The organism is Amycolatopsis sp. NPDC005961, from assembly GCF_040629235.1.
GTDB lineage: Bacteria > Actinomycetota > Actinomycetes > Mycobacteriales > Pseudonocardiaceae > Amycolatopsis > Amycolatopsis camponoti.
The window spans coordinates 1-12,245 of the sequence record NZ_JBEXVF010000130.1 but is presented as its reverse complement, the minus strand read 5'-3'; the positions used below and the strand labels follow the sequence as shown (position 1 = coordinate 12,245).

The following is a 12,245-nucleotide window of genomic DNA, read 5'->3' as shown; positions in this document are numbered from 1 at the left end:
TTGACGTCGGCGACCTGCTCGGCGGCCACCACGCGGGGCTCGCCTTCGACGTCGGAGGCGCCCATCGACAGCAGGCCGGTGCCGGTGACGACGGCCTCGACCGACACCTCGGTCACCGTGGACCAGCGCTGCCAGTAGGAGGCCGGGAACCGCCCGAAGTACGTGTTGCCCGACACCTTGGAGGCGGGCTCGATGGTGATCACCGCACGTTCCCGCACCGCGGAGCCCCACTCGAGCTCGGCGTAGAGGTCCTTGCTGACGATCGGCGCCGGACCGGCGTAAAGACCGCGCTGCGCCGTCAGGCGACCCTGCGGAGTGTGCTCGGTGAACCGCGTCTCGGCGGCCGCGCCGGCTTGGGTGGTCGGCGCCGGGGTGGCTGTTTTACCGGGCATTGAGTTCCTCAGTTCTCCTCGGTCGACGGCTCGCGGAAGACGACCCACTTGAGCATCACGAAATTGATCACGGTGGCCGTGGCCTGCGACACGGCCCAGCACAGTGTGTGCTGCCACGCGGACTCCGGCAGCACCTGGAGCATCAGCTGGTTCACCCCGACCGCGACGAAGAACGTCACGGTGTAGAGCAGGACGAACGAGCCGACCTGCGCCTTCCCGTCACGCCGTCCACCCGAGAAGGTGAACTTGCGGTTCAGGAAGAACGCCGTGGTGGTGCCCACGATGAAACTGATAGCGCGAGCGACGTCGACCCACGGTGAAGTGGCCATTCCGGCCACCTGGGTCAGGAGCGTGTACGTGCCCAGGTCGACCAGGGCGCAGAAGCCGCCGATCAGGGCGAAGCGAATGAGCTGCCCCAGCAGTCCGATGGAGGACGGCTGACCACCCGCTGTCGGGGGGTCCAGGGGGGCTTGCCCCCCGGCCGGGGCCTGGGGCTCGGCCCCAGACATCGCAGCTGCGATGTCGGCTTGCGGATCGGTCGCCACCACTGCATTACCTCGTTGCCTGAGTCACGGTCACCCGCGCGGGCGCTTGTGCCTTGATGCGCAAAGTGTAGAAGCGGGCACTTCAGGGTCACGTTCCGGGCGTCGTTCGGCGTGGCTACCCTGGTCGGGTGACCCAAGCACCCGATACACAGCGTCGCACGCTCACGGGCTGGGCGCGGACCGCTCCGACGACCGCAGACGTGCTGAGCACCGCAGACGTCGAAACCATCGCGCGCGCCGTGACCCAGGCCGGTGAACGCGGTGTCATCGCCCGCGGCCTCGGCCGGTCCTACGGCGACCCGGCGCAGAACGCGGGCGGTCTCGTCGTCGACATGACGGCGCTGAACCGGATCCACTCGATCGACCCGGACTCGGCGCTCGTCGACCTCGACGCCGGCGTGAGCCTCGACCAGCTGATGCGCGAGGCGCTGCCGCACGGCCTGTGGGTCCCGGTCCTGCCCGGGACGCGCCAGGTGACCATCGGCGGCGCGATCGCCAACGACATCCACGGCAAGAACCACCACAGCGCGGGCAGCTTCGGCAACCACGTCGTGTCGATGGACCTGATCACCGCGGACGGCCGGATCCGCACGCTGACCCCGGAGGGCCCGGACGCCGAGCTGTTCTGGGCGACCGTTGCCGGCATCGGCCTGACCGGGATCATCGTCCGGGCGACGATCCGGATGACCAAGACCGAGACGGCGTACTTCCTCGCCGACAACGAGCGCACGAACAACCTCGACGAGACGCTCGAGCTGGTCAGCAACGGCTCCGACGACAAGTACACGTACTCGTCGGCGTGGTTCGACACGATTTCCACCGGCTCGAAGCTGGGCCGGGCCGCCTTCGGCCGCGGCTCGCTCGCCAAGCTGGACGAGCTGCCGCCGAAGCTGCGCGCGAACCCGCTGAAGTTCGACGCCCCGCAGCTCGCGACGCTGCCGGACGTCTTCCCGAACGGCCTGGCCAACAAGCTGACCTTCGGCACGATCGGCGAGCTCTACTACCGCAAGACGCCGAAGGACGCCCGGGGCGTCATCCAGAACCTGACCGCCTTCTACCACCCGCTGGACATGTTCGGCGAGTGGAACCGGGCGTACGGCTCGAAGGGCTTCCTGCAGTACCAGTTCTCGACGCCGCTGGGCGCGGCCGAGCCACTGCGCAAGATCGTCAAGAAGATCGCCGAGTCGGGGCACGTGTCCTTCCTCAACGTCTTCAAGCGGATGGGCGAGGGCAACGCGGCGCCGCTGTCGTTCCCGCACCCCGGCTGGATGGTCTGCGTCGACTTCCCGATCAAGAACGGGCTCAGCCGGTTCTGCCAGGAGCTCGACGAAGACGTCCTCGAGCTGGGCGGACGGCTGTACACCGCGAAGGATTCGCGCACCTCGCCCGAGACGTTCGCGAAGATGTACCCCCGCCTCGAAGAGTGGCGCAAGGTGCGCGCCGCCGTGGACCCCGAAGGCGTTTTCGCCTCTGACATGAGCCGGAGGCTCGAGCTGTGATCGACGCTGTTGGCAACCCCCAGTCCCTGCTGCTGCTCGGCGGCACGTCCGACATCGCGCTGGCGATCGCCGAGAAGTACCTGGCCGAGAAGCCCCTGCGGGTCGTGCTCGCGGCCCGGCCGTCGCCGCGGCTCGACGCGGCCGCGCAGCGCCTGAAGGACAAGGGCGCCGAGGTCTCGACGGTCGACTTCGACGCCAAGGACATGGCGTCGCACCCGGGCGTGCTGGACAAGGCGTTCGAGAACGGCGACATCGACGTCGCCGTGGTGGCGTTCGGCCTGCTGGGCGACCCCGAGGAGCTCTGGCAGGACCACGCGAAGGCGGTCGAGGCGGCGACGGTGAACTACACCGCCGCGGTGTCCGTCGGCGTCGCGCTGTCGGAGAAGCTCAAGGCCCAGGGCCACGGCACGGTGATCGCGCTGTCGTCGGTGGCCGGCGAGCGCGTCCGGCGGTCCAACTTCGTCTACGGCTCGACCAAGGCCGGTTTCGACGGCTTCTACCTGGGCCTCGGCGAGGCACTCAAGCCGCACGGCGTGAAGGTGACGGTCGTCCGCTCCGGCCAGGTCCGGACGAAGATGACCGACGGTCTCAAGGACGCCCCGCTGACCCAGAACGCAGACCAGGTCGCCGAGCAGGCCGTGGCGGCGGCCCGGGCGGGCAAGGACCTGATCTGGGCGCCCGCGCCGTTCCGGCTGGTGATGTCGGTGCTGCGGCACGTCCCGCGGCCGATCTTCCGCAAGCTCCCGGTCTGAGGCTCTACACCCCAGGGTTGAGCCGGAGTTCCATCCGGGCTCGGTCCGCACGCCGATGTGGTCGTCAGGCTGTCTCAACAGACTGTCACCGTGACGACCACGAACAGCAAACAAGCCGGGCTCACGCTGCTCCTGCGCGACGTCGCGCTCCCGATGGCCCTGTTCTACGTCCTGCGGTCCTTCGACGTCGACGCGGTGTGGGCGCTGCTGGTCAGCGCCGTGCCGCCGGTGCTGCGGACCGGGTACGTCCTGGCGCGGCACCGGCGGATCGACCCGGTCAGCGCGTTCGTGCTGGCCGTGCTGCTGGTCAACGGCGCGGTGGCGGTCTTCTCCGGCGACCCCCGGCTGCTGCTCGTCCGCAGCGCGTGGCTCACGCTGCCGTTCGGGGTGGCGATGCTCGCGAGCTTGCTCGTCGGGCGCCGGCCGTTGCTGTTCCGGGCGGTCTGCACGCTCCAGCCCGCCCGTGCGGGTGAGCTCGAACAGCTGTGGGGCCTCTCCCCGGCATTCCGGCAGCGGTGGCGTTCGGCGACGCTGGGGTGGGGCACCGGGTGCGTGGTGCTGGCCTGCGCCGTCGTGGTGATGGCATTCACGCTGCCCGTGGACGTAGTGCCGTTCCTCGACACCGCGCTGACCGTCGGGAGCGTGGTGCTCGGGGTGAAGCTCACGCGCAAGCGGATGGGCATCCACCGGACGGTTGATGCCTGACCGCCGGCTCGACGATGGTCCGGGCGGCGTTCGTCGCGGATGCTCGGGGACATGCTCGGCACGCTGCTCTGCGACATCGCCGCCCCGGTCGGCGGCTACTACCTGCTGCGGGCGTTCGACGTCGCGCCGATCTGGGCGCTGACGCTCAGCGGCCTGCCGCCGGCGCTGCGCGTGTTCTACCTGGCGGTGCGGCACCGGCGGGTCGACGGCATGGGCGTGTTCGTGCTGGCCATCGTCGCGCTCGGGTTCCTGACGTCCGTGCTGACCGGCGACGCGCGGCTGCAGCTGGTCCGGGGTGCGTGGTTCAGCGTGCTGATCGGCGTGTGGATGCTGGCGAGCCTGCGCATCGGCCGCCGCCCGACGACGTACCAGGCGACGCTCGCGCTGCTGCCGGGCCGTGCCTCGACGCTGGAGGCCCGCTGGGCGGACACGCCGTCGTTCCGGCGCGTGTGGCGGGTGCTGACGGTCGTCTGGGGTGTCGGCGGGCTCGTGCACAGCGCGGGGAGCATCGCGATGGCCTACACGCTGCCGGTGGACGTGGTGCCGGGGCTCGACACGGCGCTGTCGATCGGCAGTTTCGTGGTGCTGCAGGTGATCACGCAGGTGCTGCTGGCCCGCGAGGGCACGATGAACCGGATGTTCCGCGGCCGGGCTCAGCTGCCGGCGGCGTGAGCGGGCATCAGGTACAGGTTCTGGGTGCCCATCCACGGCGAGTCGATGCGCCAACTCGCCAGCGCAGTCGGGGGCGGGGTCCGCCGGGTCGTCGCCAGGACCAGGTCCGGGCTGATCGGGGCCACGCTGTGGTCGAAGTTGTGGAAGTTGGCCTCCAGCAGCGCGCGGCCGAGGTCGCCGCTGCGGCGCTTCGTCTCCGCGATCGCCGGGTCGACCGCGCCGCGGTCGGAGAACTCGTCCACCAGCTCGCAGTCGCACGCGTACGCCAGCGCGCCGATCTCCCCCGCCGTCTCGACCGTGCGGCCGCGGGCGATCGAGGCCAGCTCCTGGCCGATCTCGCGGTACTCCGTCGTCGAGGCGTGGTTGCTCGTGATCGGCGCGAACTGGCGCGGCAGGCCCGGCAGCGCGTACACGACGAGGCTCGCCACGAGGACTCCGCCGACGAGCGTCCCCGTCGCGCGGCGGACGCGTTCCGGCACCGCGCACGCGCAGGCCGCCAGGAAGATCGTCGCGCCGATGATGCTCGGCGCGTAGTACCAGTGGTACGGCGGCACGCCGAGGCGGCTGTACGCCACGTAGTGCAGGGCGGCCGCGACGGCCAGCGCCGCGAACGGCGTCAGGCGGCGGGCGGTCTCGGACCCGCGGCGGTACTGGACGAGCCAGAGCACGCCCACCAGGCCCGCGAGCGGCAGCGGCAGGAACGACAGCGCGGCCTCGGCGGGGAAGTTCCGCCAGTACAGGAGCGGGCCGTTGGTGAAGCTGAACGGCCCCCACGACTGCTGGCTGATCTTGATGACCAGCGTGTCCGGCACGGCCGAGCCGAGGACGAACCAGCTGAACCCGAACCACGGCAGCGTCACGGCCAGTGCGGCGAACACCGTGCGCCAGATGCCGGTCCAGAACTCGCGGCGGGCCGCGAAGAGCACCGCCGCGAAGAGCAGCAGGTCGATCCGGACGAGCGCGAGCAGCCCGATCACGACCCCGAGCCGGCCCGCCTTGCGCTCCCCCGCGTAGACCAGCGTCCAGACGACGCCGGTGGCGCCGAGCGCGACCTCCAGCCCGACCGATGACAGCAGCAGCGGGTTGACCAGCAGCAGCGCGAACGTCACCGGCGCGAACGCCGCCGGCAGCCCGGCGCGCTCACCCAGCCGGCGCAGGCCGAGGACGAGCAGCACCTGCGCGGCGACGAACACGATCCCGGCGGCCAGCACGGCGTCGCGGACGAAGAACGTCACGGCGGCCAGGGCCAGAACGTTGAGCGGGGACGTCGCGGTGTTCGCCGTCCCCTGCTCGATCAGGCCCCAGTGGGCGTGGAAGGCGAGGTTCTTCGCGTAGGACAGCGTGATGTACGTGTCATCGATCAGATGGCTGCTGACCAGGGCGAACATGAGCGCGGAAGCCGTCGCGGCCCCCGCCGGCAGGGCCCACGAGCGGGCGACGGGCACCGCCGCCCACAGCGCGGTGGCGGCCTTCGGGAGTTCTGCGGAGGCGCTTCGCATCCCGGAAACGGTACCTCGCCCGTGATGATTCTGTGATCTGAGCGAGGTACGCGTGGCCCAGACCACACCGGTCAGATGCCGTCGCCCGCACCGGTGTCGCCGGAATTACCCGAGTTGCCGGAGTTGCCGCCACCACCGCGGCCGGGGAACCCGCGGCCGTCGAAGCCCTGGCCACCCCCGGGACCGGGGACGGCGTGCTGGCGGTGGATGCCGGGACGGCCGTCGCGCGGACCGTGGCTGTTCGCGGCGGCGATCCCGCCGACGATGCCGCCGCCGATCAGCACGCCGAGAACGCCGACGGCGACGAGCTGGGTGGCGCGGTGGCCGACGAACCGCCGGAAGCCGCCGGGCTGCCGTGCGGCGGCCGGGGGCGGGCCCCAAGCACCGTAGCCCGGGCCGGGACCGGCCTGGGCGAGCTGAGGGGTGGGCGGGCCGGGCATCTGCTGGCCGTGCGCGGCGGTCTGGTCGCCCGCCTGCGCGGCGTTCGGCAACGCGGTGCTCTCGGCTTGGCCCTGTGCGGCGTTCGGCAGGGCCGTGGTCCCGGCCGGAGCCGGCTCACCCTGCGCGGCGTTCGGCAAAGCCGTGGGCTCGCCCGGTGTGGGAGCGGACTCTCCCTCCGCGGCGGCCGGCACCGCCGGCTGCCGCGTGGTGGGCTGGTCGGCCGCGGCCTGCGCCGTGGGCTGCTCGACGGTCGGGTGGTCGGCCCCCTCCGGGGCCTTCTCCTCGCGCGGCTGGTCGTTCATCGTGGCTCCCCTGGTCACGGGGACGGGCGCAGTGCCCGCCCCCACCACCTCAGCGTGCGCCGCTCAGCTGTGCGTCACCTGAAACGAACCTGTCGATCCGCCATGAGAACTCACAGGTAGAACGCCAGGAACAGGGTGATCACCCAGGTCGCGCCCAGGACCTGCAGGATGCGGTCCTTGAGCGCGATCTCCTCGGGCTCGCCCGCGATGCCGCCGTCGACGTCGACCGCGTAGCGCAGCACGGCCACCACGAACGGCACCATCGAGATGAGCGCCCACACCGAGTTGTGCTCGGTCTGGCGGATCTCGAACGCCCAGAGGCAGTACGACATGATCAGGATCGCCGCCGACGTCGCCCAGACGAACCGCAGGTAGCTGGCCGAGTACTTCTTCAGCGACGAGCGGATCTTCGCGCCGGTGCGCTCGAAGAGCATGATCTCCGCGTAGCGCTTGCCGGCCACCATGAACAGCGAGCCGAACGCCGTGACCAGCAGGAACCACTGGGAAAGCGCGATCCCGCCCGCGACACCGCCGGCGATCGAGCGCATCAGGAAGCCCGAGCCGACGATGGCCAGGTCGACCACCGGCTGGTGCTTCAGGCCGAAGCAGTAGCCGAGCTGGACGGCCTCGTAGACCCCCAGCACCACGGCGAGCTGCCAGCTGGCGAGGAACGACACGCCGAGGCCGGCCAGGAAGAACACGACCGCGGCCCCGTACGCAACGGTGACCGGCACGACGCCGGCCGCGATCGGCCGGTTGCGCTTGGTCGGGTGGGCCCGGTCGGCCTCGACGTCGATGGCGTCGTTGATGAGGTAGACCGAGCTCGCCACCAGCGAAAACGCCACGAAGGCGACGATCGCGTCGAGCAGCAGGCCCGTGCGGTCGGTCGACTTCGAGAAGGCGAAGAACGGGGCCGCGAAGACCAGCACGTTCTTGACCCACTGGCGCGGCCGCGCCGTCTTGATGACGCCGCCGACAAGGCCCAAGGGCCCCCGGGCGGCCGTCGCCGTCGACGTCTCACCGGTCACCGGGGTCTCCGGTGCCTCAGGAGTCACGGCCGCTTCGTCGCTGTTGCGCTGCTCGGTCGTCTCGCTCATGGGTTCTTCTTCAGCTTCCGTCGTATCAGACCACCGACGAGCCCCCCGAGAGCTGCACCGGCCAAAACGTCTGTCGGATAGTGAACGCCGAGTACGAGCCGCGAGGCGAGCATCGGCGGTACCAGGGCGGGCACCAGGTTACGCCCGGTCAATCCGGAGTAGAGCACCGCCGCCGCCGTCGTGGACGTCGCGTGCGACGACGGGAAGCTCAGCTTGCTCGGCGTGCCGACCAGGACCTCGACGCTCGGGTGGTCCGGTCGCGGCCGCCTGACCACGCGTTTCACCGCGATGGACGCGGCGTGCGCGCCGACGACACCCGCCGACGCGACCAGCCAGTCCTTGCGTCGCTTCTTGTCGACGACGGCGCCGAGCAGGCCCAGGCCGAACCAGCCGATGGCGTGCTCGCCGAAGTGCGACATGCCGCGCGCGGCTTTCACCGAAGCTTCACTCTTCAGAAAGCCCTGAGCCTTCGCCAGGACCGCCACCTCTCCGGTGGGCTGCCCCTTCTCAAGCATCGAGGGACCCGTCGAGCGGCGCGCCGTCGGTCAGGTGCGGGGCGATCTTGTTGTCGAACGCCGACAGCGCCGACCCGATGGCCATGTGCATGTCGAGGTACTTGTAGGTGCCCAGCCGGCCGCCGAACAGCACGTTCTTCTCGCGCGCCTCGGTCTTGGCCAGCTCCCGGTAGGCCTCGAGCTTCTCGCGGTTCTCCGGGGTGTTGATCGGGTAGTACGGCTCGTCTTCCTCGTTCGCGAAGCGCGAGAACTCGCGGAAGATGACCGTCTTGTCCTTCGGGTAGTCCCGCTCCGGGTGGAAGTGCCGGAACTCGATGATCCGGGTGTAGGGCACTTCCTGGTCGTTGTAGTTGATGACCGGGGCGCCCTGGAAGTCACCGGTCTGCGCGACCTCGGACTCGAAGTCGACGGTGCGCCAGGTGAACCGGCCCGCCGAGTAGCCGAAGTAGCGGTCCAGCGGCCCGGTGTAGACGGTCGGGGTGCCCGCCGGGATGTGCTCGCGGACGTCGAAGTAGTCGACGTTCAGCCGGATGTCGATGTTCTCGTGCTCGGCCATCTTCTCGAGCCACGCGGTGTACCCGTTGACGGGCAGGCCCTCGTAGGTGTCGTTGAAGTACCGGTTGTCGTAGGTGTAGCGGACCGGCAGGCGCGTGATGATGTTCGCGCCGAGGTTCTTGGGGTCGTTCTCCCACTGCTTCGCGGTGTACCCGCGGATGAAGGCTTCGTAGAGGGGACGGCCGACCAGCGAGATGGCCTTCTCCTCGAGGTTCTCCGCGGCGTTGGTGTCGAACTCGGACGCCTGCTTCGCGATGAGCTCGCGGGCCTCGTCCGGGGTGTGCGCCTTGCCGAAGAACTGGTTGATCAGGCCGAGGTTCATCGGGAACGAGTAGACCTGGTCCTTGACCCGCGCGAAGACGCGGTGCTGGTAGCCGGTGAACTCGGTGAACCGGTTGACGTAGTCCCACACGCGCTTGTTCGAAGTGTGGAACAGGTGCGCACCGTACTTGTGCACCTCGATGCCGGTCTCGGGCTCGGCCTCGGAGTACGCGTTGCCGCCGATGTGGCTGCGCCGCTCGAGGATGAGGACCTTCTTGCCCAGCTCGGCCGCGGCCCGTTCGGCGACGGTCAGGCCGAAGAAACCGGACCCGACGACGACGAGGTCGTAACCTGCGAAATCGTCTTCAGTAATCTGTGCGGGGTTCGTGTGCGCGCTCACGGGCGTCGAGGGTACGCAGGTCGGTCACACGGCTCGCACCCGACTATCACATTTCGGCCTACGACACACCTGGAAAGCAGTGCCTGCACCCGAAGACTTCTGGAGCTACTTCACCGCCGTGGCCACCTACCTGGCCGTGCTGGCGGTGCCCGGCGGCGTCGTGGGCTGGGCCGCCGGCGTCCGCGGCTGGGCTCTGGCCGGGCTCGCGCCGCTGCTCAGCTACGCCATCACCGGCCTGGCCGGCCCGTGGCTGGCGATCGCGCACGTGCCGTACGGGCCGCCGACCGTCGCCGCCTGCACGCTGCTGCTCGCCGCCGCGCTCTACGGCCTTCGCCGGCTGTCGATCGCGCGCGGCTGGATGACGCCGGGTGCCGAGGAGCCGGCGCAGGCGTGGTCCCGCCGGGCCCACCTGGCCGTGGGAGCGTGCGTGGCGGTCGCCACGGCCGTGTCGATCGCCGTGGTGGTCACCGGCCGCGGCGGGACGACCGCGGTGTTCCAGCGCTGGGACACCGTCTTCCACGCGAACGGCATCCGCTACATCGCCGAGACCGGCGACGGCTCCCTGACCGGCATGGGCACCATCAACTGGTACCCGGACGGCTCCTTCTACCCGAACGCGTACCACCTGGTCGGCGCCCTGGTCTACCAGCTGTCGGGGACATCGATCCCGGTCACGCTGAACGCCGTCACGATGCCGATCGCCGGGGTGTTCGCGCTGGCCATGGTCGCGCTGGTGCGCCAGCTCGGCGGCCGCGCGGTGTTCGCCGGCAGCGCGGCGCTGGTCGCGGGCGGCGCGACGACCGGCGCGTACGAGTCGGTGTCGAGCGGGCTGCTGCCGTTCGCGCTCGGCATCGTGCTGACGCCGCTGGCGGTGGTCGCGCTGCAGCGGTTCGTCGTGCGGCCGGGCGTCGACACCGGCGCGGTGCTGGCGCTGAGCGCCACCGGCCTGCTCGCCGCGCACTCGAGCGCGTTGTTCGGCGCGCTCCTGTTCGCGTTCCCGCTGGTCGTGCAGCGCTGGTACCGGGCGCTGCGCGGCAAGCGCCTCGACGGCGTGCCGGAGGGCCGCGCCGCCTGGCGCGTCGTCGGCGGAGACGTCCTCCGGATGCTGCCGGTGATGGTGGCGGCCGGCCTGCTGGCCGCGCCGATGATCCTCGGCGCGCTCACCTTCACGTCCGGGTCGTACCCGTACCACCCGTGGGGCTCGCACATGCCCGTGTGGAAGGCGCTGGCGATGCTGGCGACGTTCAAGCAGGTGCTGCCGGTGCCGCAGATCTGGCTGACGGTGTTCCTGGCCCTGGGCGTGCTGACGCTGGTGCGGCTGCGGCGGATGCGCTGGCTGGTGCTCTCGGCGATCGGGCTGTCGGCGTTGTTCGTCGTGGTCGCGTGCTTCGGCGGCGAAGACTGGGTGATCAGCCTGTCGCGGCCGTGGTGGAACGACCGGTTCCGGCTGATGGCGCTGGCCGCGATCCCGATGTGCCTGCTCGCCGCGCACGGGATGAGCGAAACCCAGCAGTGGCTGGCGAAGCTCGCGAGCGGACGCGCCTGGGTGCGGGCGCGGCCGTGGCTGACCGGCCGGGTCGGGCTGGCGACGGCGGTGCTGCTGGTCGTGGCGATGGGTGTGCTGACCGGCGGGTTCTACCGCGCGGCCAACGCCAAGACGGTGTCGCTGCTGTACTACAACGGCCTGCCCGGCGAGACCGTCCCGCCGGTGAGCCAGGACGAGATCGACGCGATGGACCACCTCGGCACGCTGGGGATCCCCGCCGACCAGAAGGTGCTCAACGACCGCATGGACGGCACGGCGTGGATGTACGCGCTCACCGGCGTCCACCCGGTGGCCGGCCACTACGACGCGGGTGTCGCTCCCCCGGACGCGCTCTACCTGGCCCTGCACTTCGGTGACTACGACAGCGACCCCGAGGTGCGCGCGGCCACCCGGCGGCTGAACATCCACTACGTGCTGGTCGGCAGCGGGACGATCCGCCGCGACACCCCGATCGCGCCCGGCCTGCGGCACCTCGACGGGCACGACTTCGTGCGCGAGGTGTACCGGAACTCCGGCGCCGTGATCTACCAGATCGTCAAATAGCGAAACCCTCGTGGCCGCGGCGCCCCGTGCCGCGGCCACGAGGGCCCTCCGTCCCCCAACCACCCCCGGGGTGATCTCTGACGTCTGAATGACGGACGCCTGAGGGACGGCAATCGGTTTCCCGGCTACCCGGATGTCACCCGTTCGGAGTAGCGTGCAGTTCCGGCAGGACGTCGCTCGCGACCTGCTCCAGCACCGCTTCGCGGCCTTCGTAGGGCGACGACGACCGCGGCCAGTGCGCGATGACGTCGGTGAAGCCCAGCTCGCCCGCACGGCCCGCCGCGTCGCGGAACGCCTCCACGCTGCTCAGCGAGAAGACCGGGGACGCGTCCAGGCTCAGGTGCCGCTGGATGCTCGCCCGCTCGCGGCCCGCGTCGTCCAGCCGCTGGTCGAAGAGCTCGGTGAGCTGCTTGATGCCGCCCCACCACTCGTCCTCGGTCTTGCCGCCCCGGCCCGTCGTGACCCAGCCCGCGCCGAACCGCGCGGCCAGGGTCATCGTGCGGGGGCCGTTCGCCGCGACC

General features: G+C 70.7%; 11 protein-coding genes and 2 pseudogenes. 5 read left to right on the top strand and 8 right to left on the bottom strand.

The features are described 5' to 3' along the window. Both ABZ342_RS48090 and ABZ342_RS48085 read right to left on the bottom strand, forming a co-directional pair. Positions 1–392 (bottom strand): annotated as a pseudogene (locus tag ABZ342_RS48090) (glycosyltransferase family 2 protein); the annotation flags it as partial. Positions 393–400: 8 nt separating this feature from the next. Next, positions 401–937 (bottom strand): GtrA family protein, encoded by a 537-nt coding sequence (locus ABZ342_RS48085; RefSeq protein ID WP_360488581.1) that lies wholly within the window; start codon positions 935–937, stop codon positions 401–403. 128 nt (positions 938–1,065) lie between these two features. On the opposite strand from ABZ342_RS48085, the gene ABZ342_RS48080 reads away from it, so the two are divergent. The 4 genes from ABZ342_RS48080 to ABZ342_RS48065 all read left to right on the top strand — a co-directional run bounded on the left by ABZ342_RS48080 (position 1,066) and on the right by ABZ342_RS48065 (position 4,565). Next, complete coding sequence (locus ABZ342_RS48080) at positions 1,066–2,436, top strand: FAD-binding oxidoreductase (RefSeq protein ID WP_360488578.1); 1,371 nt, start codon at positions 1,066–1,068, stop codon at positions 2,434–2,436. Continuing rightward, positions 2,433–3,188, top strand: coding sequence for a decaprenylphospho-beta-D-erythro-pentofuranosid-2-ulose 2-reductase (locus tag ABZ342_RS48075; RefSeq protein WP_155548495.1), 756 nt, complete (start codon positions 2,433–2,435; stop codon positions 3,186–3,188). The genes ABZ342_RS48080 and ABZ342_RS48075 overlap by 4 nt, the downstream gene beginning before the upstream one ends. A gap of 90 nt (positions 3,189–3,278) precedes the next feature. Next, the gene (locus ABZ342_RS48070; protein ID WP_360488575.1) at positions 3,279–3,893 is read left to right on the top strand and encodes a VC0807 family protein; all 615 of its coding nucleotides are present in this window, start codon (positions 3,279–3,281) and stop codon (positions 3,891–3,893) included. Positions 3,894–3,944: 51 nt separating this feature from the next. Beyond that, on the top strand, positions 3,945–4,565 hold the full coding sequence (locus tag ABZ342_RS48065; protein ID WP_360488572.1) for a VC0807 family protein: 621 nt from the start codon (positions 3,945–3,947) through the stop codon (positions 4,563–4,565). On the opposite strand, the gene ABZ342_RS48060 is transcribed toward ABZ342_RS48065, so the two are convergent. The 5 genes from ABZ342_RS48060 to glf all read right to left on the bottom strand — a co-directional run bounded on the left by ABZ342_RS48060 (position 4,547) and on the right by glf (position 9,635). Next, on the bottom strand, positions 4,547–6,064 hold the full coding sequence (locus ABZ342_RS48060; RefSeq protein ID WP_360488569.1) for a hypothetical protein: 1,518 nt from the start codon (positions 6,062–6,064) through the stop codon (positions 4,547–4,549). The genes ABZ342_RS48065 and ABZ342_RS48060 overlap by 19 nt on opposite strands. Positions 6,065–6,135: 71 nt before the next feature. Then, complete coding sequence (locus ABZ342_RS48055; RefSeq protein WP_360488566.1) at positions 6,136–6,807, bottom strand: hypothetical protein; 672 nt, start codon at positions 6,805–6,807, stop codon at positions 6,136–6,138. 110 nt (positions 6,808–6,917) lie between these two features. Then, the gene (locus tag ABZ342_RS48050) at positions 6,918–7,904 is read right to left on the bottom strand and encodes a decaprenyl-phosphate phosphoribosyltransferase (protein WP_155548491.1); all 987 of its coding nucleotides are present in this window, start codon (positions 7,902–7,904) and stop codon (positions 6,918–6,920) included. After that, positions 7,901–8,419: a phosphatase PAP2 family protein gene (locus ABZ342_RS48045; RefSeq protein WP_155548490.1), complete on the bottom strand. Its 519-nt coding sequence runs from the start codon at positions 8,417–8,419 to the stop codon at positions 7,901–7,903. The genes ABZ342_RS48050 and ABZ342_RS48045 overlap by 4 nt, the downstream gene beginning before the upstream one ends. Next, a complete protein-coding gene (gene glf, locus ABZ342_RS48040) occupies positions 8,412–9,635 on the bottom strand; it encodes a UDP-galactopyranose mutase (RefSeq protein WP_360488562.1) in 1,224 nt (407 codons plus the stop codon). The genes ABZ342_RS48045 and glf overlap by 8 nt, the downstream gene beginning before the upstream one ends. Before the next feature lie 79 nt (positions 9,636–9,714). On the opposite strand from glf, the gene ABZ342_RS48035 reads away from it, so the two are divergent. Further along, a complete protein-coding gene (locus ABZ342_RS48035) occupies positions 9,715–11,724 on the top strand; it encodes a DUF6541 family protein (RefSeq protein ID WP_360488559.1) in 2,010 nt (669 codons plus the stop codon). Positions 11,725–11,860: 136 nt separating this feature from the next. Here the strand turns inward: ABZ342_RS48035 and ABZ342_RS48030 are convergent. After that, positions 11,861–12,245, bottom strand: a pseudogene (locus ABZ342_RS48030) (LLM class flavin-dependent oxidoreductase); the annotation flags it as partial.

What these genes read in the sequence shown, in the direction of transcription:
- ABZ342_RS48055 (WP_360488566.1), bottom strand. Translation starts at nt 6,807, where the DNA reads ATGAACGACCAGCCGCGCGAGGAGAAGGCCCCGGAGGGGGCCGACCAC.
- ABZ342_RS48045 (WP_155548490.1), bottom strand. Translation starts at nt 8,419, where the DNA reads ATGCTTGAGAAGGGGCAGCCCACCGGAGAGGTGGCGGTCCTGGCGAAG.
- ABZ342_RS48060 (WP_360488569.1), bottom strand. Translation starts at nt 6,064, where the DNA reads ATGCGAAGCGCCTCCGCAGAACTCCCGAAGGCCGCCACCGCGCTGTGG.
- ABZ342_RS48050 (WP_155548491.1), bottom strand. Translation starts at nt 7,904, where the DNA reads ATGAGCGAGACGACCGAGCAGCGCAACAGCGACGAAGCGGCCGTGACT.
- ABZ342_RS48065 (WP_360488572.1), top strand. Translation starts at nt 3,945, where the DNA reads ATGCTCGGCACGCTGCTCTGCGACATCGCCGCCCCGGTCGGCGGCTAC.